General features: G+C 72.8%; 24 protein-coding genes and 1 pseudogene. 13 read left to right on the top strand and 12 right to left on the bottom strand.

Going from position 1 to position 26,543, the window contains the following annotated elements; all coding sequences use genetic code 11:
- The first annotated feature begins 328 nt into the window (after positions 1 to 328).
- From ABT147_RS19405 to ABT147_RS19385, 5 genes are read left to right on the top strand one after another with little or no spacing between them, the layout of a single operon-like run.
- Positions 329 to 1,327, top strand: coding sequence for an amidohydrolase family protein (locus tag ABT147_RS19405; RefSeq protein WP_351407579.1), 999 nt, complete (start codon positions 329 to 331; stop codon positions 1,325 to 1,327).
- A gap of 16 nt (positions 1,328 to 1,343) precedes the next feature.
- Positions 1,344 to 2,918 (top strand): bifunctional 3-(3-hydroxy-phenyl)propionate/3-hydroxycinnamic acid hydroxylase, encoded by a 1,575-nt coding sequence (locus ABT147_RS19400; protein ID WP_351407577.1) that lies wholly within the window; start codon positions 1,344 to 1,346, stop codon positions 2,916 to 2,918.
- Positions 2,915 to 4,207 (top strand): MFS transporter, encoded by a 1,293-nt coding sequence (locus tag ABT147_RS19395; RefSeq protein ID WP_351407575.1) that lies wholly within the window; start codon positions 2,915 to 2,917, stop codon positions 4,205 to 4,207. Before ABT147_RS19400 ends, ABT147_RS19395 begins: the two co-directional genes overlap by 4 nt.
- Complete coding sequence (locus ABT147_RS19390) at positions 4,204 to 5,325, top strand: maleylacetate reductase (protein ID WP_351407572.1); 1,122 nt, start codon at positions 4,204 to 4,206, stop codon at positions 5,323 to 5,325. The genes ABT147_RS19395 and ABT147_RS19390 overlap by 4 nt, the downstream gene beginning before the upstream one ends.
- A complete protein-coding gene (locus ABT147_RS19385; RefSeq protein WP_351407570.1) occupies positions 5,318 to 6,184 on the top strand; it encodes a hydroxyquinol 1,2-dioxygenase in 867 nt (288 codons plus the stop codon). The genes ABT147_RS19390 and ABT147_RS19385 overlap by 8 nt, the downstream gene beginning before the upstream one ends.
- 43 nt (positions 6,185 to 6,227) lie before the next feature.
- Here the strand turns inward: ABT147_RS19385 and ABT147_RS19380 are convergent, their stop codons facing one another.
- Positions 6,228 to 6,791 (bottom strand): dihydrofolate reductase family protein, encoded by a 564-nt coding sequence (locus tag ABT147_RS19380; RefSeq protein WP_351407568.1) that lies wholly within the window; start codon positions 6,789 to 6,791, stop codon positions 6,228 to 6,230.
- Between the two features lie 79 nt (positions 6,792 to 6,870).
- The gene (locus ABT147_RS19375; RefSeq protein WP_351407846.1) at positions 6,871 to 7,272 is read right to left on the bottom strand and encodes an MmyB family transcriptional regulator; all 402 of its coding nucleotides are present in this window, start codon (positions 7,270 to 7,272) and stop codon (positions 6,871 to 6,873) included.
- A 229-nt stretch (positions 7,273 to 7,501) separates the two neighbouring features.
- Between ABT147_RS19375 and ABT147_RS19370 the strand changes: the two genes are divergently transcribed.
- The gene (locus tag ABT147_RS19370) at positions 7,502 to 8,287 is read left to right on the top strand and encodes an MBL fold metallo-hydrolase (protein WP_351407566.1); all 786 of its coding nucleotides are present in this window, start codon (positions 7,502 to 7,504) and stop codon (positions 8,285 to 8,287) included.
- 37 nt (positions 8,288 to 8,324) lie between these two features.
- Here ABT147_RS19370 and ABT147_RS19365 read toward each other — a convergent pair whose 3' ends face one another.
- The 4 genes from ABT147_RS19365 to ABT147_RS19350 all read right to left on the bottom strand — a co-directional run bounded on the left by ABT147_RS19365 (position 8,325) and on the right by ABT147_RS19350 (position 11,940).
- Positions 8,325 to 9,020 (bottom strand): alpha/beta fold hydrolase, encoded by a 696-nt coding sequence (locus ABT147_RS19365; RefSeq protein WP_351407564.1) that lies wholly within the window; start codon positions 9,018 to 9,020, stop codon positions 8,325 to 8,327.
- A gap of 231 nt (positions 9,021 to 9,251) precedes the next feature.
- Positions 9,252 to 10,190: an alpha/beta hydrolase gene (locus tag ABT147_RS19360; protein ID WP_351407562.1), complete on the bottom strand. Its 939-nt coding sequence runs from the start codon at positions 10,188 to 10,190 to the stop codon at positions 9,252 to 9,254.
- A 167-nt stretch (positions 10,191 to 10,357) separates the two neighbouring features.
- Positions 10,358 to 11,191: a VOC family protein gene (locus ABT147_RS19355; protein WP_351407560.1), complete on the bottom strand. Its 834-nt coding sequence runs from the start codon at positions 11,189 to 11,191 to the stop codon at positions 10,358 to 10,360.
- An 83-nt stretch (positions 11,192 to 11,274) separates the two neighbouring features.
- Entirely contained in the window at positions 11,275 to 11,940 is a 666-nt protein-coding gene (locus ABT147_RS19350) for an SDR family NAD(P)-dependent oxidoreductase (RefSeq protein WP_351407558.1), read from the bottom strand.
- 174 nt (positions 11,941 to 12,114) lie between these two features.
- Between ABT147_RS19350 and ABT147_RS19345 the strand changes: the two genes are divergently transcribed.
- Positions 12,115 to 13,074, top strand: coding sequence for a PaaX family transcriptional regulator (locus ABT147_RS19345; protein ID WP_502983119.1), 960 nt, complete (start codon positions 12,115 to 12,117; stop codon positions 13,072 to 13,074).
- Here the strand turns inward: ABT147_RS19345 and ABT147_RS19340 are convergent.
- Positions 13,071 to 13,727, bottom strand: a complete 657-nt coding sequence (locus tag ABT147_RS19340; protein ID WP_351407556.1) for a TetR/AcrR family transcriptional regulator — start codon at positions 13,725 to 13,727, stop codon at positions 13,071 to 13,073. The genes ABT147_RS19345 and ABT147_RS19340 overlap by 4 nt on opposite strands.
- Before the next feature lie 170 nt (positions 13,728 to 13,897).
- Between ABT147_RS19340 and ABT147_RS19335 the strand changes: the two genes are divergently transcribed.
- Positions 13,898 to 15,127 (top strand): oxygenase MpaB family protein, encoded by a 1,230-nt coding sequence (locus ABT147_RS19335; protein WP_351407553.1) that lies wholly within the window; start codon positions 13,898 to 13,900, stop codon positions 15,125 to 15,127.
- Between the two features lie 83 nt (positions 15,128 to 15,210).
- Complete coding sequence (locus ABT147_RS19330; RefSeq protein ID WP_351407551.1) at positions 15,211 to 16,734, top strand: MFS transporter; 1,524 nt, start codon at positions 15,211 to 15,213, stop codon at positions 16,732 to 16,734.
- A gap of 125 nt (positions 16,735 to 16,859) precedes the next feature.
- On the opposite strand, the gene ABT147_RS19325 is transcribed toward ABT147_RS19330, so the two are convergent.
- Positions 16,860 to 17,618, bottom strand: a complete 759-nt coding sequence (locus tag ABT147_RS19325) for a nuclear transport factor 2 family protein (RefSeq protein WP_351407548.1) — start codon at positions 17,616 to 17,618, stop codon at positions 16,860 to 16,862.
- Positions 17,619 to 17,715: 97 nt separating this feature from the next.
- Between ABT147_RS19325 and ABT147_RS19320 the strand changes: the two genes are divergently transcribed.
- Entirely contained in the window at positions 17,716 to 18,624 is a 909-nt protein-coding gene (locus tag ABT147_RS19320) for an AraC family transcriptional regulator (RefSeq protein ID WP_351407546.1), read from the top strand.
- Positions 18,625 to 18,651: 27 nt separating this feature from the next.
- On the opposite strand, the gene ABT147_RS19315 is transcribed toward ABT147_RS19320, so the two are convergent.
- Positions 18,652 to 20,976 (bottom strand): SpoIIE family protein phosphatase, encoded by a 2,325-nt coding sequence (locus ABT147_RS19315; protein ID WP_351407544.1) that lies wholly within the window; start codon positions 20,974 to 20,976, stop codon positions 18,652 to 18,654.
- Between the two features lie 57 nt (positions 20,977 to 21,033).
- Positions 21,034 to 21,465 carry a PPOX class F420-dependent oxidoreductase gene (locus ABT147_RS19310; RefSeq protein ID WP_351407542.1) on the bottom strand — a complete coding sequence of 144 codons (432 nt, stop codon included), beginning with the start codon at positions 21,463 to 21,465 and terminating at the stop codon, positions 21,034 to 21,036.
- 93 nt (positions 21,466 to 21,558) lie between these two features.
- Between ABT147_RS19310 and ABT147_RS19305 the strand changes: the two are divergent.
- A pseudogene (locus ABT147_RS19305) lies at positions 21,559 to 21,915 on the top strand (MerR family transcriptional regulator); the annotation flags it as partial.
- Here the strand turns inward: ABT147_RS19305 and ABT147_RS19300 are convergent.
- Entirely contained in the window at positions 21,885 to 23,264 is a 1,380-nt protein-coding gene (locus ABT147_RS19300) for an MFS transporter (RefSeq protein ID WP_351407540.1), read from the bottom strand. The pseudogene ABT147_RS19305 and the gene ABT147_RS19300 sit on opposite strands and share 31 nt — an antisense overlap.
- Positions 23,265 to 23,502: 238 nt before the next feature.
- Complete coding sequence (locus tag ABT147_RS19295; protein WP_351407841.1) at positions 23,503 to 24,453, bottom strand: LysR family transcriptional regulator; 951 nt, start codon at positions 24,451 to 24,453, stop codon at positions 23,503 to 23,505.
- Between the two features lie 129 nt (positions 24,454 to 24,582).
- On the opposite strand from ABT147_RS19295, the gene ABT147_RS19290 reads away from it, so the two are divergent.
- The gene (locus tag ABT147_RS19290; protein ID WP_351407538.1) at positions 24,583 to 25,578 is read left to right on the top strand and encodes a fumarylacetoacetate hydrolase family protein; all 996 of its coding nucleotides are present in this window, start codon (positions 24,583 to 24,585) and stop codon (positions 25,576 to 25,578) included.
- On the top strand, positions 25,575 to 26,537 hold the full coding sequence (locus ABT147_RS19285; RefSeq protein ID WP_351407536.1) for a cyclase family protein: 963 nt from the start codon (positions 25,575 to 25,577) through the stop codon (positions 26,535 to 26,537). The genes ABT147_RS19290 and ABT147_RS19285 overlap by 4 nt, the downstream gene beginning before the upstream one ends.
- Positions 26,538 to 26,543: the final 6 nt, after the last annotated feature.

The following is a 26,543-nucleotide window of genomic DNA, read 5'->3' as shown; positions in this document are numbered from 1 at the left end:
CTCAGCCTATCGACGCGAGGTGCGCCGGCCTCCGACCACGAACAGATCTTACATTCACTATTGCGGAACGCGTTACGTTCTGGTGAACTGCGGGAGCGGTGGCACTCACCTCCCCGACTGCCCCGGTCACCTCGGCGGCCCGTTTCGCAGCCGCCCGGAGCCGCTCACCCTTCGGCGCACACAACCCGCGCACCCCTTTCCTCCCCGGCCACTCACACCGAGCCGGGCATCGCCGCACCCCCGCACGCGGGACATCGACCGCGAAAACGCACAAACACTCAGGCGCTCAGACGCTCAGACGCACAAATCCTCCGAGGAGAACTCCGCAATGAAGCTGATCGGCCTCGAAGAGCACTTCGTGACCCCGGACCTGGTGGGCCATGGCGCGTCGACCGCGTCCATCGCCCAGCCCGGCGCCTGGGCCGAAGCCTCCCGCCGCCTCCTCGACCTCACCGAGGAACGCCTCGACGACATGGACGCGGCCGGCCTGGACATGCAGGTCCTGTCGCTCAACTCCCCCGGCCTCCAGGCGGAGCAGGACCCGGCCGCCGCCGTACGCCAGGCGATCACGGTCAACGACTTCCTCACCGGCGTCATCGCCGAGCACCCCGACCGTTTCTCCGGCTTCGCCGCACTGCCTCTCCAGGACCCCGGGGCCGCGGCCGACGAACTGGAGCGCGCGGTCACCCAGCTCGGTCTGCGCGGCGCCCTCGTCAACGCGCACACCCACGGCAGGTACCTGGACGACCCGGCCCTGCGCGTCGTCTGGGAGCGCGCCGAGCACCTCGACGTACCGCTCTATCTGCACCCGGCCAACGGCGTCGACACCGCGCACGTCCTGTCCGGGCACCCCGAACTCGTCGGACCGATGTGGAGCTGGGGAATCGACACCGCCACCCACGTCCTGCGGCTCGTCTTCGGCGGCGTCTTCGACGACTTCCCGAACGCCAAGCTGCTCCTCGGCCACATGGGAGAGGGCCTGCCCTACGTGATGTGGCGCATGGACTCCCGCTGGGACTTCCACGCCCACCACGGCATCGAGCTCAAGCGCGGACGCCCCTCGGAGTACCTCCGCCACAACCTCTACATCACGACCAGCGGCGTCTGCTCCCCCGCCCCGTTGCTCACCGCGCTGCTGTCGATGGGCGCCGACCACATCCTCTTCGGCACCGACTACCCCTTCGAGGACATCGAGACGGCCACGAAGTTCCTGCGGGAGGCCCCGATCAGCGACGCCGACCGGCTCAAGATCGGCCACCGGAACGCCGAGAGGCTCCTCGGCCTCGCCCCCACTCCCACTCCCGCACCCGCGTTCGCGGGTGTCTGAGCGGAAGGGAACGCACGTGTACGACGTCGCCGTCATCGGGTACGGGCCCGTGGGCATGGTCACCGCGGCGCTGCTCGGGCAGGCAGGCCACGACGTGGTCGTCCTGGAGCGCTACCCGACCCTCTACAACCTTCCGCGCGCCGCCATCTTCGACGACGAGACGATGCGGACCTTCGACCGCCTCGGCATCGCGCGCGGGCTGCTGCCCACGCTGCACGTCCAGCGGAACTACGAGTGGCGCAACGGCGCCGGCGAGCTGCTCATCGAGCACGACTTCGCCGCCGTCGGCGGCCAGGGCTGGGCGGAGTGGTACATGATGTACCAGCCCTACCTGGAGGACGCCCTCGACGGCCTGGTCCGCGGTCTGGGGAACGTCGAGATCCGGATGAACTCCCCGGTCACCGGTCTGCGGAGCACCCGCCACGGCGTGGACGTCCCGGGTGTGGAGATCCAGGTCGAGGGAAGCGACACGGCCGTCTCCGCGCGGTACGTCGTGGCCTGCGACGGCGGCAACAGCTTCACCCGCGGATGGCTCGGCGTCGGGCAGGAGGACTACGGGTTCTCCGAGCCGTGGATGGTCTGCGACTTCCGCCTGACCGACCCCGCGGACGTTCCGGACATTCCCAAGGCCCGTCAGGTCTGCGATCCGAAGCAGCCCGCATCGATCATCTCCTTGGGCCCCCGGCACCACCGCTTCAGCTTCATGCTCGACTCGGTGGACTCCTTCCCCGTCGAGCGGGAGCCCGACCGGGTGTGGGCCCGGGTCGCCGACCACGTCGACCGCTCGCGGGCCGACCTCGTCCGCGTCGCCACGTACACCTTCCGCTCGCTCGTCGCGGAGCGCTGGCGCGACGGCCGGATCCTGCTCGCCGGGGACGCGGCCCATCAGATGCCGCCCTTCCTCGGGCAGGGCATGTGCTCGGGCGTCCGCGACGCCCAGAACCTCGCCTTCAAGCTCGACGCCGTACTGCGGGGCGCCGACGACGCGCTCCTCGACACCTACCAGAGCGAACGTGAGCCGCATGTGCGGGCCATCATCGCCAAGGGCATCGAACTCGGCCGCGTCCAGACGATGCGCGACCCGGTGGCCGCCGCCGAGCGCGACGCCCGTCTGATCGCGCGGCGCGAAGCCGACGGGCGCCCCGAGAAGATGCGCTTCCCGGGTCTCGGCCCGGGCCTGCGCGACACGTCCCCGCAGGCGGGACACCTGATGCCGCACGGCCGGGTGGAGTCGCACGGCACCGGGGGACTCTTCGACGAGGTCCTCGGCCGCGGCTTCGTCCTCCTCGTCGACGGCCGCGAGGGCGCCTCGCTCGACGCCTCGGCCGTCGAACCGGCCGCGGCGCTCGGTGTGGCCGTCCACCACCTCACCGACCGCCGCCTCACCACCGAGGGGATCACCGATGTCGGCGGCGTCTACGGGCGCTGGTTCGACGAGACCGGCTCCGCCGCCGTTCTGTGGCGGCCCGACTTCTACATCCTCGGCACCGTGGACTCGCTGTCCGACGTCCCGGCGCTCCTCAAGACACTTGCCACGGCAGTCCAGCCGATACAGGCTCCTGCCACCGTCGGAGAAGGGATCCGGCCATGACCGCACCGTCCGTCATACGCCCGACCGTCCGCAGAGTGCCCGCGACCACGTTCATGCTGGTCGCCGCCTGGGTCGTCGCCTCCCTGGAGGGGTACGACCTCGCCGTGTACGGCGTCACCGTGCCCGCGATCCTGGGCGACCCCTCGCTCGGCATCGACAAGGCCGAGGCCGGCACCATCGGCTCGCTCGTCGGCATCGGCATGCTGATCGGCGCGGCCCTCGCCGGGGCCCTCGTCCACCGCACCGGCCCGCGCCGGCTCCTGCTCGTCGGCACCACCGTGTTCTCGCTCGGCATGGCGGTCTGCACGTTCGCCGCCGGCGTCCCGTCCTTCGGGGCCGGACGCCTGGTCGTAGGCCTCGGCCTCGGCGTCGTACTGCCCACGATCAACGCCTACGTCGCCGACCTCAGCGAACCGGGCCGCCGCAGCCGCAACGTCGCCCTGATCATGAGCGGCTACGCGTTCGGCGCCCTGCTCTCCCCGCTGCTCGGCACCGCCCTGCTGCCCGACGTCTCGTACCGCTGGCTGTACGTGATCGGCGTGGTCCCCGTCTTCCTGGCCGTACCCCTGGTGCTGCGGCTCCCGGAGAGCCCGTTCCACCTCAGCCGTACGGGCCGGGCGGCCGAGGCCAGGGCGGTGGAGGAGCGGCTCGGTCTCGCCCCTTCGGAGGCCTCCCCGACGTCGGACCCGGGCCGCTGGCTCGGTATCGGCTCGCTGCTGACGGGCGGGCTCGCGGTCTCGACCGTGCTGTTCTGGGCGATGTCCTTCTGCGGACTGCTGCTGGTCTTCGGCATCAGCACCTGGCTGCCCAGCATCATGCAGGCGGCGGGTTTCTCCCTCGGCTCGGCGCTGCTGCAGACGGCCGCCATGTGGCTGGGCGTCGGCTTCGGTGCCATCCTCGGCGGCCGGGTCGCGGACGCGCTGGGCGCCAAGCGTGTGGTGGTCGTCGCGTTCCTGGTCGGCACGCTGAGTCTGGTCGCCATGAGCACCCGCCCGCCGACGCCGGTCATGTTCGTGCTCATGTTCGTCAGCGGGTTCGGGTTCATCGGCTCGCAGATCCTCGGCAACGCGTTCATCGTGACGCGCTACCCGGACGCCCTGCGCGGCAACGGCCTCGCCTGGGCCCTGTCGATCGGCCGCTTCGGCGCGATCGTCGGCCCGTCCCTGGGCGCGTTCGTCCTCAGCTCCGGCGCCGACGTCGAGTGGGCCTTCTACGCCTTCGCCGTACCGGCGCTGATCGGGGCGTGCGCGGCGGGCGCGGTACCCCGGGTGCGCGCGGTGACGGCATGACGCGAGTCGTCTACGACTCCTGGGGCCAGCGGGTCGTCTTCGGCTCGGGCACCGCGCGGGAGGACGTGGCGGCCGAGGTCGCGGGACTCGGCGCGAGCCGGGTCCTGCTGATCGCGGCCGAGGGGGAACGCGCCCTGGCCGAGGACATCTGCAAGGACGTTCCCGTCGTGGCGACGTTCGGCGCCGTCAGGCCGCATGTGCCGGCCGATGTGGCGGAGGCCGTGCGGGCGGCGGCCCACGAACACACGGCCGACCTGCTGCTGAGCGTCGGCGGCGGCTCCACGACGGGCACCGCCAAGGCGGCCGCGCTCACCACCGGCCTGCCGGTCCTCGCCGTCCCCACGACCTACGCCGGTTCCGAGGCGACCCCCGTCTGGGGCCTCACCGAGGACGGCCACAAACGCACCGGCGTCGACCCGAAGGTGCTCCCCCGGGTCGTCGTCTACGACGCGACGCTCATGCTGTCGCTGCCGACCCGGCTGTCGGTGACCTCGGGGCTCAACGCGCTCGCCCACTGCGTCGACGCGTGGTGGGCACCCCGGCACAACCCGATCAGCTCCGCCCTGGCCGTCGAGGGCGTCCGCTCGCTGGCGTCCGCGCTGCCGCGCATCGTCGCCGACGGCCAGGACGTCGCGGCCCGCCGGGAGATCCTCTTCGGCACCTACCTCGGGGCGGTCGCCTTCGCGGGGGCCGGTTCCGGACCGCACCACAAGGTGTGCCACGTCCTCGGCGGCGCGTACGACCTCGAACACGCCGCCCTGCACGCGGTGGTCCTGCCGCACGTGGTCGGCCTCTACCTGGCCGCGGCCCCCGACGCCGCCCGGCACCTCGGAGCGGCGCTCGGATCGCCGGCGGACCCCTTCGGCGCACTGCTCGCGCTCTACACCCAGCTCGAACCTCCTTCCTCGCTACGCGAGTTGGGGCTCGCCGAGGAGGAACTCGACCGGGCCGCCGAGCTGGTCATGGCACAGGTACCGGACACCGGCCCGCGCCGGGTGACCCGCGCCGAGATGCGCGAGCTGCTGGGGCGCGCATGGCGCGGTGACACTCCGGTACCGGTCCCCCTTGATACGCCACTCGCCACGCCCCTCGACACGGAAGAGCATCCCGATGACTGAACAGGAGACGGCTGAACAGGAGCTGACCGACAAGGTCGTCGCGAGCTTCGACTCCGCGAAGGACGAGCGGTTCCGCGAGGTCATGCGGGCGCTCGTCCGGTACGCGCACGCGTTCGTGCGCGAGACGAGGCTCACCCACGACGAATGGACCGCCGCGATCGAGTTCCTGACCGCCGCCGGCCACCTCACCACCGACACCCGCCAGGAGTTCGTCCTCCTCTCGGACGTCCTCGGCATCTCCATGCTCACCGTCGCCGTGAACGAACCCGGCCTCCACGAGTCGACGGAGTCCACGGTCCTCGGCCCGTTCTTCGTCCGGGACTCGCCCGCGATCGAGCTCGGCGGGAACATCGCGGGCGGCGCGACCGGTGAGCCCGCGTGGGTCGAGGGCCGGGTCACGGACACCGGCGGCGACCCGGCCCCCGGCGCCCGCGTCGAGGTGTGGGAGGCCGACGACGACGGCATGTACGACGTCCAGTACGACGACGGCCAACTCGCCGGGCGCGCCCACCTGTTCACGGACGCCGAGGGCCGCTACCGATTCTGGGGGCTCACCCCCACGCCGTACCCGATCCCGGACGACGGTCCCGTCGGCCGGCTGCTCGATCACGCCGGCCGCTCACCGATGCGCGCGCCGCATCTGCACTTCATGGTGACGGCACCCGGCTTCCGGCGTCTGGTCACGCACATCTTCGTGGCGGACGACCCCTGGCTTGACGCCGACTCCGTCTTCGGCGTGAAGGAGTCACTCGTCCGCCCCTTCGACCGTCACGAGGCCGGAACACCGACACCGGACGGCCGGCGGCCGGAGGGCCCGTGGACCTCGACGACCTTCGACATCGTCCTCGCGAAGGAGTGAGCGGACACCCCTCCGGCCGGACCGGGTTCGGAGGCCGGCGTCGTCACCGCGCCACGCGGTAGCGGACGTAGACGACTCGTGAGCCCAAGGTGCGGGTCTCGACGAGGTCGAGGTCCACCCGGCGCTCGTTCCGGGGGAAGAACGGGATGCCGCCGCCGACCAGCACCGGGTGGACCACGGTCCGGTACTCGTCGATGAGACCCGCCTCGGCCGCCTCGGCGGCGAGAGTCGCGCCGCCGATCGCGATGTCACCCTCCCCCGGCTCGGCCCGCAACCGCTCGATCTCCTCCGCCAGGCCGCCGGAGAGCAGGCGGGCATTGCCCCGCACCGCCGACAGCGTGGTGGAGAACACCACCTTGGGGAGCGGATTCCAGAGCCCGGCCCATTCGAGTTCGGCCTCGTCGAGCGACTGCTCCTGTTCGGCGGTCTCCCAGTACAGCATCGTCTCGTACAGCCGTCGTCCCAACAGGTGGACGCCGACGTCCCGGATCTCGTCGATCCAGAAGCGGAAGACCTCCGGGTCGGGCGCCCCCCAGTCGAAGCCGCCGTCCGGTCCGACGATGTAGCCGTCGAGCGAGACACCCATCGAATAGGTCACTCTGCGCATCGGAAGTCCTCCTCGGTAGCGGGTTCGACAGTACGACCGCCGGACGCCCCGGAACTCATCGCGACTCGCGGGATCCTGGTCAGGGATGTCCGCCCGCCCGGTGCTCGGCCCTCGTGTCCGGGTGGCCGTCGGGCCGGGGCGCGGTCATGTCGAGCAGGAGCATCGCGTCGTGGTCGGGGCTGCCGGGTTCGGCGGTGTAGGCGCCGAGGCGCCGGCCGGGGGTGCCGTCGAGGTGCATGCTCTGGCGGCTGAGGGTGAGGACGCCGACCTGGGGGTGGTGGAAGGTCTTGCGGATCCTCTTGCGGCCGACGACCTCGTAGCGCTCCCACAGTGTGGCGAAGTCCGGGCTCTTGAAGAGGAGTTCACCCACGAGGTTCAACTCGACGATCTCGGTCTGCGACGGGTACTTCGGGAAGTGATCCCGGAGTACCCCACGACGCGTCGCTGAAAGGGGCCCTGCCGGAAGCGCGGCTTCCGACAGGGCCCCCGGCTGTGTCCGTGGCCGTGTCCGTGGGTGTGCCCGTGGGTGTGCCCGTGGGTGTGCCCGTGGGTGTGCCCGTGGGTGTGCCCGTGGGTGTGCCCGTGGGTGTGCCCGTGGGTGGACATGAGACGGGCCGGGTGGTGGCCGTACGCTGTCCGCCGGGTCTCCCGAGGGAGGCCGGGTGCGCGTCGTGTCCTTCTCCCGTCGACATCCCGAAAGCGGTACTGCCGTGAAGGTCCATCACCTCAACTGCGGGACCATGCGCCCGCTCACCGGCACGCTGGTGTGCCACGTCCTGCTCGTCGAGGCGCCCGACGGACTGGTCCTGGTGGACTCCGGGGTCGGGCTGCACGACATCGCCGATCCCGCACGCCGGGTCGGGCCGACCCGGCGTCTGGTCAGGCCCGTGCTCCGGGCGGAGGAGACGGCGGCGCGTCAGGTCGAGGCCCTCGGGTTCCGGCGGGAGGACGTCCGCCACATCGTCGTCACGCACTTCGACTTCGACCACATCGGCGGGCTGTCCGACTTCCCCGGCGCCCAGGTGCACACGACGGCGGCCGAGGCCCTGGGATCCATGATCGCCCCGTCCCGGCGGGAGCGGTTCCGGTACCGGTCGGCCCAGTGGGCGCACGGCCCGCGGATCGTCGAGCACACCCCGGACGGCGAGGCGTGGCGCGGATTCGCCGCCGCCAGGGAACTCGACGCCGTCGCCCCCGGAATCGTCCTGGTCTCGCTGCCGGGACACACCCGGGGCCACGCCTGCGTCGCTGTGGACACCGGAACCGGCTGGATCCTGCACGCCGGCGACTCCTTCTTCCACCGGGGAACGCTCGACGGACGCTCCCCGGTGCCGCGCGCCCTGCGCACCATGGAGAACCTGCTGGCGTACGACCTGAAGAAGGTGCGCGACAACCACGCCCGCCTCGCCGAGCTGCACCGTCACGACGACGCCGGCCTGACCGTCGTCAACGCGCACGACCCCGTCCTGTACGAGAAGGCGCGCGGTACGGCGTAGGAGGAGGGGCGGCGCGGAGGAGGGGGCGGCGCGGGCGTCAGAGCCAGCCGTCCAGGGACTTCATGAAACCGTCGAAGTCGTCGCGGTGGATGGTGTGTCCCGCGCCGGCGACCGTACGGACCTCGAAGCCGCTCGCCCGGAGCCGGTCCGCGTCCTCGGTCCCGACCAGGAAGCTGGGGTCGGCGAGCTGGACGAGGGAGGGCACGGCCGGGCGGTCGGGGACGAAGCCCGTGAGCGGGCGACCGCCGAGGAAGTGCGCGGAGGCGGCGTCCCAGGCGGCCAGCGTGGCCATCTCGATGTCGACGTCCTCGGCGTCCCAGCGCGGGTTGAGCGCGATGGTCCGCTCGCGGGTGGCGTGCTTGAGGGAGGCGAAGATCTCGGGGCCGATGTGCCGGTCGGGGTCGGCCGACGACCATGCCGGGTCCGAGTAGACCGCCCGCAGGGGCCGCAGCCGCTCCACGGCGAGGGAGAGGCAGAGCCCGCCCAGGGAGTGACCGAGGGCCAGATCGGCCTGCCGGGGCAGGGTGTCGACGAGGTCGTCGGCGAAGAGCTGGGGACCGTACGCGCCGCGCGGTGAGACGCCGTGGCCGCGCAGATCCACGGCGATCACCCGGTAGCCGCGCTCCACGAGCGCCGGGGCCACCCGTCGCCAGGTCCTGGAGTCGGACATGAGGCCGTGGACGAGCAGAGCCGTCCGGTCACCTGCGCCCCATTCACGGGTGCTGAGCTGCACGTCTCGCCTCTCGGTCGGCCGGCCGGGCGTTCCCTGCGGTGGCAGCGGAGGCGCTGCTGGCGCTGCTGGCGCTGCTGGCGCCGAACGCTTGGCGCGCGCCGCCGGTCCCGGGTCACGTGCTCCATCTTCTTGGACCGGCGGCTTTCATGGCGACCTGAGCCACACCGGCGGGGAGACGCCCGCCGATGCGGCCGTGTCGCGGCGCCCCGTCGGTGTCGGGCGCCGTCGGCCTCAGGCCGCGTCGACGTCGGGCCGACCGGGGACGGTCGTGCCGAGGGCGGTGCGCAGGGCGTCGGCCATCAGCTCGATCGCCTCCTTGCCGGCCGGCACCGGGCCGGTGTGGGTGAAGTAGTGGTCGACGCCCTCGAAGACACGGTGGGTGACCGGGACGCCCGCGGCCTCCAGGGCCTTGGCGTAGGCGTCGCCCTCGTCGCGCAGACGGTCGTTCTCGGCGGTGATGACGAGGGCGGGCGGCAGTCCGGCGAGGTCGTCGGCGAGTCCGGGCGAGACCAGGGGGTCGGCGAGGTCAGCCGGATCGGGGACGTACGCGGCGGTGAAGATCCGCATGAGCTGGGGGCTGAGCAACGGCTTGGCGATTCGGGACACCTTGGTGGCCGGGTCGGCGGTCTGGTCGAGGGGCGCGGAGTCGATGATCTGGAGGAGCGGCGCGAAGGTGCCCCGGTCACGGGCCGTACGGCAGACCCCGGCGGTCAGGTTGGCTCCGGCACTGTGTCCGCCCACGGCGACGCGTGAACCGTCCCAGCCGTGGGCCGGGCCGTTCTCGACGACCCACGCGGTGACGTCGTAGGCCTGGGTGACGGCGGTGGGGAAGACCCGCTGCGGGGCGACGGCGTAGTCGACGTTGATCACGACACAGCCGGCCGTGGCGGCTATGTAGCGGCAGATGTGGTCGTCCTGCTCGGGGCGGGCCACGATGAAGCCGCCGCCGTGGAAGTTGACGTACACCGGAGCGGGGGTGTCGGTGGGGGTGGTGGTGTCGGTCGGCGGGCGGTAGACCGTGCAGTCGACCGGTCCGGCGCCGGTCTCCACCCGGATGGTTTCCGTCCGCTTCGGGAGATCGGCGAAGCGCAGGTCCTTGTGGACACGGGTCATGACGCCGCTGAGCAGCAGCTGAACCCCTCTGGCCTGGATTCTGGCACGGAACGGCATGATCGGACCCGCCCATCGCTACAACGTTGAATTAACAGGATTCCTGTTAATGGTGATGAGGGGATGATGGCCGCTGTTCCCGTTTCGCGCAACGGTGAACGCACCACCGCCGTACGGGACGACCGTCGGCGGTGGCGCGGAGCCTCTCGGGGGGACCGGTGGGGGGGTCAGCTCTCGGCAGGGGTCGTGGTGGCGGCCTCGGCGGGGGTGAGGAGCACGAAGTCCGCGTTCGCCGGGTCGAGGCAGACGGCCAGCCGGCCGACGCCCTCCGCGTCCTCCGGCCCCATCTGCACGCCGCCGCCGTTCGCGGTGACGGCGGCGACCGCGGTGTCGCAGTCGGTGACGGCGAAGACGGGGTGCCAGTAGGGCCGTCCGTTCGCCAGGGCGAGGTCGTCGGCGCGGAGCTCCATGACGCCGCCCTGCATCCGCTCCTCGGGGAGATCGGCGGGTGTGATGAGGCTGTACGTGCCGCCACCGCCCGGCAGGGGCATGTCGCCGAACCGCCAGCCGAAGAGGCCGCCGTAGAACTCCTTGGCCGCCGCCGCGTCGGTCGTGTACAGCTCGGTCCAGGAGAGCGAGCCCGGCTCGTCCGCCAGCTCGAAGCCCGAGTTCGTGCCCGGCTGCCACACCGCGAACTGGCCGCCCAGCGGGTCGCTGTACTGGGCCATCCGACCCCACTCGCCGAGGTCCCTCGGCGCCACCCGCACGGTGCCGCCGGCCCGCTCCACGGCCTGGGTCGTGGCGTCCGCGTCGGTGACGGTGAAGTAGATCATCCAGGCCGGACGCGCGCCCTGCTCGGTCAGTGCGCCGAGCCCGCCGACGATCTTGCCGTCCTTCCGGAAGACTCCGCCTTCGCCGTCCATCTCCTCCCCTTCGCCCCCGCCCATGGGCTCGTACTCCCAGCCGAGCACCGCACGGTAGAAGGCCGCCGTCGCCGGTACGTCGGGGACGCCGAGGTCCAGCCAGCAGGGGGAGCCGGGAGTGAGGTCAGTGGTGATCACGGGATTCCCCTTCACATTCGCGGATCCGGTGATCTCAGCGTGACACCGGCCCCGGACGACCGCGCGCCGGCCGGTGCCGGCCCTCAGGCGTCGAGATCGTCGGCGAAGTGCCGGAAGCCCCGGCGGTCGCGGTGGATGCCCCACAGGGTGTCGGCGAGGACGGCCGGATCCTTCCGGTGGTGCCCGGGGACGATCGCGCCGGGCACGACCAGTTGGGCGACATGGATGCCCTCGCCCGCGAGGGTGTCGTGCAGCAGCATGCCGTACGCGCTCTCCGCCGCGAAGGCGACGGACGTCCCGGCCCGGTCGGGGTGCGGGACCACGGCCGTGCCGCCGTTGACGAGGAGGACCGTGCCACGGCCGAGGGCGCGCATTCCGGGCAGCACCTGCCGTACGGCGGCGACCGCGCCGTAGACGGAGAACTCGATCGGGCCGACCAGGTCGGTGTGGCTCGTCTCCAGCACCGGCAGCATGAAGTCCCGGTGCGGCAGCGGGCTGTACTGGAGGACCTCGACCGGGCCCAGCGCGGTGTGCGCCGCGTCGAGCGCGGCGGTCAGGGCCTCCGGATCGCGTACGTCGGCGGCGAAGCCCCGGGCCGTGACGCCCTGGTCGGCGAGCTCGGCGGCGAGCGCCTTCGTCCGCTCCGGGTCGCGGGCGACGAGCGCCACGGCGAACCCCTCACGGCCGAAGCGACGGGCGACGGCCGCGCCGAGACCCGGCCCGGCTCCGATGACGGCGATGGTGGTCATGGCGTCCTCGCTCTTCCTGACGGAACGGAAGGGCCGGCCTCTCGTACGAGTCCGGCCCCGGGGAGCGGGCGTGACGGGCTCCCTCGTGACGTAACGCGCGCTCGCGGCGGCAGGGTTCCGCCCCGGGGCCCGTACGTGCCGGACGTGCCCTGACGCGGTCGTACGCTTGCCCCCGTGGAGGACTACGACATCCTGGACACCCCGGACAGCGACGCCCTGGACAGTGACGCCTCGGACAGCGGCACCCCGGACGCCGACACCTCGGACGGCCCGCAGCCGCGCCCGCAGTCGCTCATGCTCGCCTTCTTCGGCAACCATGTGCTGGAGGAGGGCGACCGTGATCTGTGCGTGTACTCGGGCAGCATCATCGACGTGCTCGGCCGGGTCGGCGTCGGGGAACAGGCCGTACGTTCCACACTGACCCGCATGGTCAACCGGGGTCTGCTGCGGCGCCAACGTGAGGGCCGCAGAATGTACTTCGGGCTCACGCCGCAGGCGACGCGCGTCCTCGGGGACGGCCGCACCCGCATCTGGAAGCAGGGCGCCGTCAACGACGACTGGGACGGCACCTGGACCCTGCTCGGCTTCTCCCTCCCCGACTCCTGGAAGCGCCGGCGCCACGACCTGCGCTCGCGGCTGACCTGGTCCGGGTTCGGCGCGCTGTACAGCGGGCTGTGGATCGCCCCGGGGAACGTCGACATCGCCGGTGTCGTCGCGGAGCTCGGGCTCACCGACCACGTCAAGATCTTCCACGCCCGGGCGGACACGACCACCGACATCGAGCTGATGGTCCGCGACACCTGGGACCTGGAGAGCATCGCGGCCCGCTATGTCACCTTCGACAAGCGCTGGACGGCCCACCCGGGCGCCGGTTCCGGTGACGACCCGATCGGGACGCGGCTGCGGCTCGTCAGCGAGTGGCTCTGGACCATCCGCACCGACCCGCGCCTCCCCGCGCGCCACCTTCCCCCCGACTGGCCGGCCCGCGCCGCCGAGGACACCTTCCGCCGCGTCGCCGCCCGGACCGGGACGCCCGCGCGACGGATGGCCGCCGAACTCCTCGACACGGTGCCGTCGCGTCAGGGCCCGCCCCGCCGGAGCCCGTCGGACGCCCCCCGCCCGACCCGGCTCTAGGACCGGCCCGTCCCGAGCAGGCCGTTGAGCACCAGTGACGCCAGCGACTCCGCCGTGGCCTCGGTCCGCTCCGGGGAGGAGTGGCCGGCGCGGCCGAGACGGCGGGCGAGGGGGACGTCCAGCATGCCGGAGACGGTCGGGACGACGGCGAAGAAGAGCACGTCCATCGGGACGGGGGCCATCCGTCCGGCGGCGACGAGGCGGTCGACGAGGGACGCCATGTTCCCCACGACGACGCCGATGTAGTGGTCGTAGAGATAGTCCAACCGCTCGGTGTCCTGGTTGAGTTCGTCGACGAAGAGCCGGCCGACCAGAGGGGTGTCGGCGGCGGCCCGGTAGAAGTCGGTGATGAGCCGCCGCAGGTTCTCCGCGTCGTCGACCGAGGGGTCGGGCTCGGGCAGGCGGGCCACCTGCGGGCCCAAGGCGGAATCGACCACCGCGCGCCAGAACGCCGCCTTGGAGCCGTAGCGGTCGTTGATGAAGTTGTGGCTGACGCCCAGGCGGCGGGCCAGCTCGCGGGCGGACGCCCGGTCGTAGCCCAGCTCCGCGAAGGCCTCCAGGCCACGCAGCAGGACGCTCTCCTCCTCGGGCACCGCGGGAGTGTCCGCGCCGGGGCGCCCCGGCCGTCGCGCGGATTCGGCTCTTGCTCCCACCCTTGCCTCCCTCACCTACGGCTCCCGCCCCCACGCCTCGCGGGCGGTCCCGCGCCCATCTTAGGGACCCGCGGACCCCTTCCGAGGACCCATGGACATGTTATTTGACACCTGTCAGATTACCGCTAATCTGACAGGTGTCAGAGCGTTTCTCTCGCATGGAGAACCCCATGACCGCACCCCTCACACCCCCCGCATCCCCCGTGACCACCGGGCGGGCGCCCGGCCCCACGGCCGGTGACCCGCTCGCCGACGCCGTCGTCGCCGAGCTGGACGCCCTCGGCGCCCCGGCCCGCGAGGCCCTCGACACCGGCCTGCGCAACGGCCTGGCGAGCCTGTCCGAGCCGCCGCCCGAGGCCGTCGCCGCCCTGCTGCGGCAGCTGGAGACCACCCCCTCGGGCGTCGACCCGCTGATGCTGCACCGCGGCGACGTCGTGAGCCTGTCCGTGCCCCCGCTGTGGTTCGGCCTCTGCTCGGTCACCACCACGCTCGCCCACACCTACGCGTCCCCGACCGTCGCGGCCCGCCTCGTGCGGGCGGGCAGCCCGGCGGCCATGGCCGCGCGCCGGCTCGCCGGTACCGGTGTCTGGGCCCGTCAGACCATGCGACCGGGAGGGCTGCTGCGCGGCGCCCCGGGCCACCTGGCCACCGTCCGGCTGCGGCTGCTCCACGCCCGGATACGGCTCACGGCGTTCGAGCGCGACCGGTGGCCGGCCGAGGGGGACGTGTCCGGCTGGAACTCCTACGCCCGGCGGCGGCCCCCGGTCACGGGGGACGACGAGCCGGCCCGTACGTGGCTCGGCCTCACCCTCGTCTCCTTCCGCGCCCTGGCCGCCGTCGGGATCGAGATCGGCCCCGAGGAGGAGCACTACCTCTACCGCTACTGGTCCTACGTCGCCCATCTGCTCGGCCTGGACGAGAGCCTCCACGGGAACGTGCTCGACCACACCGACGCCGAGCGCCTGCGGAGACGGCTGGACGCGGGGACGCCCGCGCCCGACGACAGCTCACGCGCGCTGACCACCGCCATGGTCGACGCGCAGGCCCGTGCGATGGCCGGGGCGCCGGGTGCCGTCCTGTCCGAGGAACAGCTGCGCTACCTCATCCACAGCGTGCTCCGGCAGACCTTCGGGGACACGGCCGCGGACGGGCTGGGCGTCCCCGTCCCCGCCGCGACCCATCTGATGCCGCTGATCGGCAAGCTCAACCGCCAGTCCCGGTACTGGCAGACGTTCTCCCCGGCCTCGGCGGGAGAGGCCCGCCGCCGTGCGCTCCAGGGCCCCGGCCCCGAACTGATCGCGGCCGTGCTCCCCGTCGGCACCACCGCCGACCGCCACGGCCGGAGCCGGAACCAGAACCGTAGCCAGGGAGCCGACCGGCCGGGGGTCCCGGCGGCCTGATCCGACCCGTGACGAGCTCCACCGACGCAGCCGTCCACCCCGCACCACCCAAGCAGTCAACCCCTCTCATCTGGAGTTTCGTCATGCCCGGAACCACATCCGACACACCCGTCGACACGCCCTCCGGCACGGCCACCACGTCGTCCCCGCCGACCACCGACCCGCCGCACCGCCATCGCTGGTGGATCCTCGCCGTCATCGGCCTGGCCCAGCTGATGGTGGTGCTGGACGCGACGATCGTGAACATCGCGCTCCCCTCGGCCCAGCAGGACCTGGGTTTCTCCGACGGCGACCGGCAGTGGATCGTCACCGCCTACGCGCTCGCCTTCGGCAGCCTGCTGCTGCTCGGCGGCCGGATAGCCGACCTGTTCGGCCGCAAGCAGACGTTCCTGGTCGGCCTGGTGGGCTTCGCCGGCGCCTCCGCCGTCGGCGGCGCGGCCGGCAGCTTCGAGATGCTCGTCGCCGCCCGGGCCGGACAGGGCCTCTTCGGGGCACTCCTCGCACCGGCCGCCCTGTCCCTGCTGACCACGACGTTCACCGACCCCAAGGAACGCGGCAAGGCCTTCGGTGTCTACGGCGCGATCGCGGGGGCCGGCGGCGCCGTCGGCCTGCTGCTGGGCGGCGTGCTGACCGAGCACCTCGACTGGCGCTGGACCCTGTACGTCAACCTCGTCTTCGCCGCCGTCGCCTTCGTCGGCGGAGTGATCCTGCTCGCCCGCAGCAGCCGCGACAGGACCGCCAGGATCGATGTGCCCGGTGCCGTCCTGGTCTCCGCCGGACTGTTCTGCCTGGTCTACGGGTTCTCCAACGCCGAGAGCCATGACTGGGGTTCGACCGCCGTGTGGGGGTTCCTGCTCGCCGGGACCGTGCTGCTCACCGCGTTCACGGTGTGGCAGACCCGCTCCCCGCATCCGCTGCTGCCCCTGCGCGTCCTGCTGGACCGCAACCGTGGCGCCTCCTTCGTCTCCGTCCTGATCATCGGCGCGGGCATGTTCGGGGTCTTCCTCTTCCTCACCTACTACCTGCAGCAGAACCTCGGCTACACGCCCATCGAGACCGGGCTGGCCTTCCTGCCGATGATCGCCGGGCTCATGCTGACCTCGACGCTCGCGTCCACGATCCTCGTCCCGCGCATCGGCCCCAAGCCGGTGGTCCCGCTGGGCATGGGCATGGCCGCCGCCGCGATGGCCTGGCTGACCGCCCTCGACCTGAACAGCTCCTACACCACCGACATCCTGCCGCCGCTGGTCCTCGCCGGACTGGGCTTCGGCCTGGTCATGGCCCCCGCCATGAGCCTGGCCACGGACGGGGTCGCCGCGGAGGACGCCGGTGTCGCCTCCGCCGCCGTCAACACCATGCAGCAGGTCGGCGGCTCACTCGGCACCGCGCTCCTCAACACGCTCTCCACCAGCGCCGCGGCCGACTACCTGATCGGCCGGAACCCGAAGGACCCCGCCGTCGTCGCCCAGGCGGGCCTGGAGGCGTACTCCACCGCGTACTGGTGGTCCGCCGTCTTCTTCGTCGTCGGTGTGGTCGTCAGCTTCCTGCTCTACCGGCGCGGCGCCCCCGTCCACGACCCCGACGCGGCCCCCGTGGTGCACATGTGAGGTGACGGCTCCGTAGACCTGCCGAAGCCCGGTCGGGGCGCCCTCCCCCCGTACGCCCCGACCTCCGCGAAGCGGCCCGCCGGACGTGTCCGGCGGGCCGCTTCTGGTCTCCCCGGCTCTCCGGGTCAGAACAGGCCGTTGGAGTGCGGCAGTTCGGCCGGTACGGGGGCGATGACGTCCCAGTGCTCGACGATGCGGCCGTCGGCCACGCGGAACAGGTCCCAGTAGGCGACCGGCCCGCCGAACTCGCCCTCGGACTGCAGCAGCACGAGGTCGCCCTCGGCGACGACCTTGTGGACGGTCCGGTAGACCAGGTTCTTGCCCTGCTCGGCCCACTTCGCGGCGGCGGCGCCGAAGCCGTCGAGTCCGTCGGCGGCCTCGGGGTTGTGCTGGAGGTAGGTCTCGGTGGAGATGTAGTCGGTCAGCACCGAGTAGTCGGCGCCGACGAGCACCTTCTCCGCGAACCCGGTCACCAGCGCGCGGTTGGCCCCGGTCCGGTCGAGGTCGCCCGGTGCGCCCGGCCCGTCGGTCTGCGAACGGCCTGAGGCGGTGTCCGTCACCACCGGGGTGAGGGCGTCCCAGTGCTCGGCCAGCCTGCCGTCCGCGTCGACGCGGAAGAGGTCGAAGGCGACCAGCGGCTGCGGGCCGAACCCGTGGTACGTGCCGTGCAGCGCCACCAGGTCGCCGTCGGCGATCACCCGGGCGCCCTCGTAGCGGAAGCCCTCCGGCAGGCCCGCGACCAGCTCGCGCAGGGCCCCCGGGCCGTCCGCCGCCAGGCTGCTGTGCTGACGGTAGTCAGCGGCCACCCAGCGGTCCACCGCGCTCGGGTCCTTCTCCCCGAACAGTTCCCCCGCCGCCTTGAGGACGATTTCCCTGCTGCCCACGGTACGTCTCCGATCTGCGCTTTCCGGTGTCGCTCCGCTCACCGGTCCGCCCTCCACTCTCCCCGCGCGGCGCCCCCGACGCACGGTAGAGTCGGGCATGGCCATGGTCGAAACGGGACAGACTCCGGTGGTCGAGCGGGGTTATCGCAACCCCACGCGGCCGGATCTCGGGCTGGAGGTCCTCACCTTCGCGGACCTCAGGGCCCGGCTGCCGGGTGAGGAGTTCACCCGGCTGAACCGGCTCGACTTCCACCACATCACGCTGGTCCACCGGGGCGAGGGCACCGGGACGGCCGACTTCGTCGACCGCCCCTGCCGGCCCGGCACCCTGCTGCACATCCGCCCAGGCCAGGTGCAGCGGCTGCCCACCACGGCCGACGGTGACCCCGCCGGTCTGGACGCCACGGTCGTTCTGTTCACCCCGGACTTCCCGCCCCGGCTCCCCGCGACCGTCCGGGTGACCGACGACCCGTTCGGCCCGGACACCTGGCAGCTCTCCCCCGCCGACCACGACCGCTTCCGCCGCGCCCTGGCCGACCTCGCCGCGGAGTACGCCGCCCTCCCGACCGAGGAACCGGAGATCACCCGGGAACTCCTGCGCCACCTGCTCGCGGGAGTCCTGCTGCGCATCGCGCGCCTCCCGGCCCCCGGCGACGACGGAGGCGGCACACGGGCCCCGGCCGCCGCGCGGGAGCCGTACCGCCTGTTCCAGCACGAGCTGGAGCGCTCCTTCACCGTCCTGCGCCAGGCCCACGACTACGCGGCCCGGCTCGGCTACTCCCTGAAGACCCTCAACCGCGCCTGCCGGAGCGCCACCGGTCACACCGCCAAGCACCTCATCGACGCCCGCGTCACCCTGGAGGCCAAGCGGCTCCTCGCCCACACCGACCTGCCCGTCGCCGCCATCACCCACCGCCTCGGCTTCACCGAGCCGACCAACTTCAACAAGTTCTTCATCCGGACGACCGGGCAGACACCGGGAGTGTTCCGTGAAACACAGGGCTGAGCGGCGACGGGGGAGTTCGGCGGCGGGCTAGAGGGCGGACAGTTCGGGGAACGCGGCGGTGGCGGAGTCGTCGAGTTCGGCCCAGACCGTCTTGCCCCGGCGCGAGCGGCGGGTGCCCCAGTGCTGGGCGAGCTGGGCGACGAGGAGGAGGCCCCGGCCGCCCTCGTCGTAGACACGGGCGCGCCGCAGATGCGGGGTGGTGCCGCCGGAGTCGGAGACCTCGCACAGGAGGGTGCGGTCGTGGATGAGGCGCAGCCGGACGGGGGGCCGGCCGTAGCGGATGGCGTTGGTGACGAGTTCGCTGACCACCAGTTCGGCGGTGAACTCCAGCTCCTCCAGGCCCCAGTCGTCCAGCTGCCGGGTGACGCTCGCGCGGGCGCTGGCGACGGCGGCGGGTTCGGCCTCCAGCTCCCAGGTGGCGACCTGGCCGGTGCCCAGCGCCCGGGTCCGGGCCAGGAGCAGGGCGACGTCGTCGGGCGGCCTGGCGGGCAGCAGGGCTTCGAGCACGCCGTCGCAGGTGGCCTCCAGGGAGGGGGCGGGCCGGGCGAGGGCGTCACGGAGCCGGTCCAGGCCCGCGCCGATGTCGTGGTCCCGTGCCTCGATCAGACCGTCGGTGTAGAGCGCGAGCAGGCTGCCCTCGGGCAGTTCGATCTCCGCCGCCTCGAACGGCAGCCCGCCCAGCCCGAGCGGCGGGCCCGGGGGCAGGTCCAGGATGTCGACGGTGCCGTCCCCGGTCGCCACGGCGGGCAGCACATGCCCCGCGCGGGCGAGGGTGCAGCGGCGCGAGACGGGGTCGTACACGGCGTAGAGGCAGGTGGCGCCGATGTCCCCGCCGCCCGCGGTGGCGGTGGGGGTCGCGGAGGGTGAGGCGTCCGTGCCCAGGGCGGCCCCGGTCCCGGCCTCGTCCTCGGCGTCGTCCGCGCCGCTCTCCTCCACCTCGGCGGCCAGGCGGATCACCACGTCGTCGAGGTGGGTGAGGAGTTCGTCGGGCGGCAGGTCGATGTCGGCGAGGGTGCGGACGGCCGTCCTGAGGCGGCCCATCGTGGCGGCGGCGTGGATGCCGTGGCCGACGACGTCGCCCACGACGAGGGCGACCCGGGCCCCGGAGAGCGGGATGACGTCGTACCAGTCGCCGCCCACGCCGCCGTGGGCGTCGGCGGGAAGGTAGCGGAAGGCGACGTCGACGGCGGACTGTCTCGGCGTACGGCGCGGGAGCAGGCTGCGCTGCAGGGTCAGGGCGGTGGCGCGGGCGTGCGTGTAGCGGCGGGCGTTGTCCATGGCGATCGCCGCCCGCGCCGCGATCTCCTGGGCGAGCAGCAGATCCTCGTCGTCGAACGCGTCGGGGTTGCGGTCCCGGCAGAACTGCGCGACACCGAGCGTGGCCCCCCGGGCGCGCAACGGCACCACCAGCGTGGAGTGCACCGGACGGGCCCGGCCGACGGGACCGCCGTCCACGCCGCCCGTGGTGTCGGCGCCGTCGTGGTGGTCCCGGCCGCCGCCCTCCCCGGCGCACCCGCCGACCGGGGACTCGGGGGCCTCGTGCGGCCCCCGGCGGCCGCCGTCGAGGCGGTGCAGGGTCGGCTGGCCCGTCCGCAGGGCGCGGGCGAGGGGTGAGTCGGGCGGGGCGGTGTGGGGCCGTCGGCGGGTGGGCGCCCGGTCGGGGCGGGCGACCGACCGCCGGGCGACCCGGTGGAGCACGGGGGCGGCGGGCGGGTCGTCCGGCGGGGTGTCGTGGGCGCCGAACGCGGAGTCGAGCAGGTCGACGGTGACGAGGTCGGCGAAGTACTCGGTGGCGAAGTCGGCCAGTTCCTGGGTGGTGCGGGCGATGTCCAGGGTGGTGCCGATGCGCACGCTGGCCTCGTTCACCATCGACAGCCGCCACCGCAGCCGCCGGTCCCGTTCCTCCTGGTACGCCACGACACCCTGCTCGGAGGTGCGGTCCACGTACCCGGTCGCCGTGGCGATCAGGCTGCGCGCGGCCTCGCCGATCAGGGCCGCGTCGTCGGTGCGCCGGACCATCTCCTCCAGCAGCCGGTCGAGGATGATGCCCTGGCCCAGCCGGAAGGCCCGCAGCACCGCGCTGACGGGGATGCCGTGCCGGGCGACGCGGCGCACCCGCTCCAGCTCGGCGTTCGGTACCTCGATGGCGGCCGGGTCGACGCCGTACTGGAGTGCGGACAGCACCGCGACGACGTGCTGGGCGACATTGTCCGTGGCCATGGCGTCGGGGTGCTTCCACAGTTCGGGCATCTCGCGGCGCAGGCACTCCTCCACCTCGGCGATCAGCTCGTCCGCCCTGGGGACGAGCTCACGCGCGACCCGGGACACGAGACGATCGGCCGTGGAGTCCACAGTCACGACGGTACGCCGAACCACCGCCGACGCCCCACCGGTGGCCCGTGGGCGCCGTCAGCCGATCGCCGCCCCGTACACGTGGTCGACCGTGAGGGTGATGAGGACGCGGCGGTCGGTGACCATGACCGAGCGGTACTCGTCCCAGTCCGGGTGCTCCCCTGCTGCGGTGCGGTAGTAGTCCACCAGGGCCTGGACCTCCGGGCCCTCGGGGTCGGTGCCCGGTCCGGTGAGGTGGACCGTGCCCTCGGCGGTGGCCCAGGACATGCCGTCGGAGCTGGTCACCTCCAGGGCGGCGCGCGGGTCCCGGCGCAGGTTGGCGGTCTTGGCGGTCGCCTCGGTGGTGGAGACGAGGACGACGCCGGCCTCCTCGTCGTAGAAGGGCAGGACGGGGGAGAGCTGGGGGCGGCCGTCCGACTTGAGGGTGGCGAGGACGCCGAGCCGGCTCTTCGCCAGCAGGGCACGCGGGTTGAACGGTGTCGCGGTCATACGAGGATCATCGACCTTCACATCGGTATGAAGGTCAAGAACAATGGCGGGAGAGGGAGCCGGAGGGGACGAGCGCGGCGAGGGGGAACGGGCGTGCTGATCGGGGAGTTGAGCCGGCGGACCGGCGTCCCGGCTCATCTGTTGCGGTACTACGAGGCGCAGGGGCTGCTGGAGCCCGCGCGCAGTGCCGGTGGCTACCGCGAGTACACCGATACGGCCGTCCTCACGGTGACACAGATCAGACGGCTGCTCGAAGCCGGGCTGTCCACGCAGGAGATCGCCTCGCTGCTGCCCTGCGCGAGCGGCGCGGCCCCGGAGCTGGAGCCCTGCCCCGAGTTGCTGGACGTCATGCGGGCCCGGCTGCGCGAGCTGGACGAGCGCATCGACACGCTCACGCACTCCCGCCGGGCCCTCCACGACTACCTCGACGCCACCGAGCGGCGGGCGAGCAGCAGCCCGGCCGCCACCAGGGCCGAGGCGAGGCCGAGCAGTCCGACGGCGGCGGCCAGTCCGCCGGCCGCCGAGGCGACGCCGATCAGCACGAGCGGGCAGACGAACTCCCCGGCGAAGAACGCGGCCGTCCACAGGCCCGTGCCCCGGCCCCGGTCGGCGTAGTCCAGCCGCGACATCGCCGCCGTGAGCAGGGACGGCAGCAGGATGCCGGTGCCGACGCAGTTGAGGATGCCGCCCGCGATCAGCGGTACGGGGTCGCCGGCCAGGCCCATCACCACGAACCCGGCGGCGCACAGGGCGAACACGGCGGGCAGCCGGCCCTCGGGCGTGCCCGGCAGCCTGGTGAAGACGAGGGAGCCGGCCACGGTGGCGGCACTGGCGAGCCCGGTGGCCAGACCGATCACACCGGTGGAGGTGACGCCCAGGTCGTCGAGCAGATACGCCGTTTCGACGGGCACGGTGTAGAAGACCATGCCGCCGAAGACGGTCAGCAGGCAGATGCCGGCCAGTCGACGCAGGGGGAACGGGCGGGCCTGGAGCGGGAGTTCACCGGCTCCGGCGGTCGTGTCGGGACCGACGGCCGGATCGGGGCCGATGGCCGGGTCGGGGCCGGGGGCCTTGTCGGTCTGCCCGTGGAGCGCGCCGGTGCCGTGAGCCGTGGGGGTTCCGTGGGCCCCGTCGGCAGCCTGGGTCGTGGCGGGCGCGCGGCCCTCGTCGCCCGCGCCGGGGCGCGGCTTCGGCAGCACGGTCGCCATCACGGGTGCGAGCAGCAGACCGACGGCGTAGATCCAGAAGGGGGCGCGCCAGCCCGCCGAGCCGAGCGCGCCGCCGATGACGAAGAACGCGGTGGCGGAGGCGGAGGCGCACACGGTCTGCAGGGCGAGGTAGCGCTCCCGCGTCCGGCCCGTGTAGTAGTCGCCGATCAGCGTGGTGCAGCAGGTCATGATGGCGCCCTCCACGACGCCGACCAGGACCCGGCTGGCCACGATCGCGCCGAGCGAGTCCAGCCACAGCGGCGCGGTGCCGAAGACCGCGTAGAGGGCGGTGGCGACGACCAGCAGGCGTTTGCGGCCGAGCCGGTCGACGACGACCCCGGCGAACGGTGCCAGCAGGGCGAGCGCGAGCGCGGGGACGGTCAGGACGACGGGGACGAGGACCTCGGCGCCGGGCACCGACGCGAAGTGGTCCTGCATCCTCGGCAGCACGGGGGCGATGAGGACGGCGCCGAGCACCGGAAGACAGCTGCCGGCCATGAGGAGCGCGGCGCGCAGCCGTCCCCGGTCGGCGGGCGGGGCACCGGAGGCGGAAGCGGGCGGGGACGCGGGCAGGGACAGGGATCCGGGCATACGGGACTCCACGAGCGGTGGCGGAAGGGCGCGGGGCCGTACCGCCGCCGTGGCCGTCACCACGCCGCGGGGCACCGGCGCACCCGGGGAACGCTCCCGAGGCCCGGGCGGCGGGCATCGGGGAACTGCCCCGACTATGAGCGAACCCGCGCCCCGCGCCTAGCCTCCCGGTGATCGAAGTACCTGATCACGCCCATCCGCCCGATGGATGCCGCGCGCCGACGGGGCCGGGAGCGACCTACTCGGGGGAAGCCTCCGTGCCCTCGGAAACCAGCCCCTTTACCGACTCCCCCACCGTCGCCCCCACCCGTGCCGCCGTCTCCCTCAGCCAGATGTGCGCCGCGTCGTGGGTGTGCACCGGATGCCACCACAGGGCCTCCTGGAGCGGGACCGTCTCGTACGGCGCCTTCATGATCCGTACGGGGGCGACATCGCGCAGCCGCTCGGCGAGGAGGCGCTGGACGAGGGCGATACGGCGGGTGCCGGCGACGAGGAAGGGCAGCACGGTGAAGCTGTCGGCGGAGACCTCGACCCGGGGTTCGATGCCGAGCATGCCGAGCTGCCGTACGGCGGGGGCGTCGTACGTGCGCTGGTACGTCACCCAGGGCAGCCGGGTCAGGTCGTCCCGGGTGAGGCTCTCGCCGACCTCGGGGTTGTCCTCGGCGACCAGGTAGACCCACTGGTCCTGGTACAGCTCGGTGGCGGGGGAGTCGCTGATGATGCCGTGCGGGATGAGGAGCCCGTCGGTCGTGCTCAGCAGGGTGCCGAGCCCGTCGCCGATGCCGGGCGGTGTCTGGGTGAAGCGCAGCCGGATGCCCGGCGCCTCCCGGTGGACGACCCGGGCGAGTTCGGCGCCGAAGACGGCCACCGCGTAGTCGGAGGCGACCAGGGTGAACTCGCGGGACTCCACCGCCGGGTCGAAGTCGGCCTGGCTGGTGAAGAGGCGTTCCAGCAGGTCACAGGCGGTCGAGGTGCGGTCGAGGAGGACCTGTCCGAGGGCGGTCAGCTCGTAGTGGCCGCCGACGCGGGAGAGCAGGTCGTCGTCGAAGTGGCGGCGCAGCCGGGCGAGGGCGGCGCTCATCGCGGGCTGGCTCAGTCCGACCCTGCGCCCGGCCCGGGTGACGTTGCGTTCCTCCAGGAGCGCGCGCAGGGCGACGACGAGGTTGAGGTCGAGGCTGGCCAGGTTCACGGCGCGCTCCCAGGGGTCCGGGCGAGGAGACATATAGACGGGGTGGATGATCCGCATCCACGGAATCGATTTCCTAGATTACGAGATGCCGGGCCAGATTAGTCGCATCGCAACGAGGAGGACACGTCCGTGAAACCCCCAGCCGCGTCCGCCGCCTTCGCCGGACCCTTCGCACTCGGCACCGTCTCGGCCCCCGACGGGGCCCCCTTCCCCGCCCTGGTCACCCCGGAGGGCCGCGCGCTCGACCTCCGCCGGGCCCTCACCGCCCCGGACCTCACGATCCGCGTCCTCCTGGAGCGCTGGACCGAACTGCTGCCCCGCCTGCACGAGTTGGCGGCGGACCCGGATGCCGGGTGGCGACCGCTGGACGGCCTGCGGGTGCACGCGCCCGTCGAACCCCGGCAGATCTTCCAGTCCGGCGCCAACTACCGGCAGCATGTGATCGACCTGGAGGTCGCCCACCGCTCGCCCGACGACCCCCGCACCGTCGAGGAGGCGCGGGCGGAGATCGCCGCGGTCATGGACCGGCGGGCGGCCGAGGACCTGCCGTATGTGTTCATCGGTCTGCCGAGCGCGGTCACGGGCCCGTACGACGATGTCGTGCTGCCCGCCTGGGCCGAACAGCCGGACTGGGAGCTGGAGTTGGCGGCCGTGATCGCCGCGCCGGCCCATCGGGTGTCCGTGGCGGAGGCCATGGACTATGTCGCCGGGTACACCATCGCCAACGATCTCACCGACCGCGCCACCGTCTTCCGCCGCGACATGAAGGCCATCGGCACCGACTGGCTGCGCTCCAAGAACGCGCCCGGCTTCACCCCGCTGGGCCCGTGGATCGTGCCCGCCGGACAGGTGGCCGACCCGGGTGACCTGCGGGTCACCCTGCGGCTGAACGGCGAGACCATGCAGGACGAGTCCACCGAGGACATGCTCTTCGGTGTCGCGCGCCTCGTGTCGTACGCCTCGCAGACAGCCCAACTGCTACCGGGCGACCTGGTGTTGACGGGCTCCCCGGCCGGCAACGGCATCCACTGGGGGCGGCTGCTGCGCGACGGTGACGTGATGGAGGGCTCGATCACGGGGCTGGGCGCCCAGCGCACCCGCTGTGTCGCGGAGCGGTCCGCATGACCCCGGACCGGCACGACCCCGAGGGCGCGATCGCCGCCACGGCCAAGTCGGTTTCCAACTGGGGGCGTTGGGGCGCGGACGATGTGCTCGGCACGCTCAACTTCCTCGACGCGGCCAAGCGGCGGGAGGGTGCGGCCCTCGTGCGGCGGGGGGTGAGTTTCTCGCTCTCGCAGAGCTTCGACATGAACGGCCCGCAGAAGGGCTGGCGGCGCCGGACGAACCCGGTGCACACCATGCTGGACACCGGCACGGACGCGGCGCTCGGCAACCAGGGCTTCCCGCACGGCATCGGCGGCGCCGACGACGTGATCGCGATGCCGTTGCAGTGTTCCACCCAGTGGGACGGGCTCGGCCACATCTTCGACCACGGCAACGCCTGGAACGGGCGGCGCGCCGAGCGGGTCGTCACCTCCGACGGCGACCTCGTCACCGGCATCGAGCACATGGCGCCGTACGTCGCCGGGCGCGGTGTCCTCCTCGACGTGGGCCGAGTGATCGGCGAGGAGGGCGAGTTGCCCGACGGGTTCGCCGTCACCGAGGAGCATCTGACGGCGACCGCCGAGGCCCACGGGGTGAGCGTCGGAAGCGGTGACCTCGTCGTCGTACGGACCGGGCGGCTGGCCCGGGCCCGGCGCGAGGGCTGGGGCGACTACGCGGGCGGCGACTCGCCCGGACTGTCCTTCACCACGGCCGGCTGGCTGCACCGCACCGAGATCGCGGCCATCGCCACCGACACCTGGGGCTTCGAGGTACGGCCCAACGAGTTCGAGCACGCCTTCCAGCCGCTGCACCAGGTGGCCATCCCACACATCGGGCTGCTCATCGGCGAGATGTGGGACCCGGACGCGCTCGCCGCGGACTGCGCGGTGGACGGCGTGTACGAGTTCTGGCTCACCGCCGCGCCCCTGCCGATCACCGGCGCCGTCGGCTCCCCGGTCAACCCGGTCGCCGTCAAGTAGCCCCGG

This window comes from Streptomyces sp. NPDC001868, assembly GCF_040297125.1.
Classification (GTDB): domain Bacteria; phylum Actinomycetota; class Actinomycetes; order Streptomycetales; family Streptomycetaceae; genus Streptomyces.
This window is presented reverse-complemented; position numbering and strand designations above follow the sequence as displayed.

Excerpts from the sequence above, each read along its gene's own strand:
- ABT147_RS19405 (WP_351407579.1), top strand. The coding sequence starts at position 329 with ATGAAGCTGATCGGCCTCGAAGAGCACTTCGTGACCCCGGACCTGGTG.
- ABT147_RS19395 (WP_351407575.1), top strand. The coding sequence starts at position 2,915 with ATGACCGCACCGTCCGTCATACGCCCGACCGTCCGCAGAGTGCCCGCG.
- ABT147_RS19390 (WP_351407572.1), top strand. The coding sequence starts at position 4,204 with ATGACGCGAGTCGTCTACGACTCCTGGGGCCAGCGGGTCGTCTTCGGC.
- ABT147_RS19385 (WP_351407570.1), top strand. The coding sequence starts at position 5,318 with ATGACTGAACAGGAGACGGCTGAACAGGAGCTGACCGACAAGGTCGTC.
- ABT147_RS19380 (WP_351407568.1), bottom strand. The coding sequence starts at position 6,791 with ATGCGCAGAGTGACCTATTCGATGGGTGTCTCGCTCGACGGCTACATC.
- ABT147_RS19360 (WP_351407562.1), bottom strand. The coding sequence starts at position 10,190 with ATGCCGTTCCGTGCCAGAATCCAGGCCAGAGGGGTTCAGCTGCTGCTC.
- ABT147_RS19350 (WP_351407558.1), bottom strand. The coding sequence starts at position 11,940 with ATGACCACCATCGCCGTCATCGGAGCCGGGCCGGGTCTCGGCGCGGCC.
- ABT147_RS19335 (WP_351407553.1), top strand. The coding sequence starts at position 13,898 with ATGACCGCACCCCTCACACCCCCCGCATCCCCCGTGACCACCGGGCGG.
- ABT147_RS19330 (WP_351407551.1), top strand. The coding sequence starts at position 15,211 with ATGCCCGGAACCACATCCGACACACCCGTCGACACGCCCTCCGGCACG.
- ABT147_RS19320 (WP_351407546.1), top strand. The coding sequence starts at position 17,716 with ATGGCCATGGTCGAAACGGGACAGACTCCGGTGGTCGAGCGGGGTTAT.
- ABT147_RS19310 (WP_351407542.1), bottom strand. The coding sequence starts at position 21,465 with ATGACCGCGACACCGTTCAACCCGCGTGCCCTGCTGGCGAAGAGCCGG.
- ABT147_RS19300 (WP_351407540.1), bottom strand. The coding sequence starts at position 23,264 with ATGCCCGGATCCCTGTCCCTGCCCGCGTCCCCGCCCGCTTCCGCCTCC.
- ABT147_RS19285 (WP_351407536.1), top strand. The coding sequence starts at position 25,575 with ATGACCCCGGACCGGCACGACCCCGAGGGCGCGATCGCCGCCACGGCC.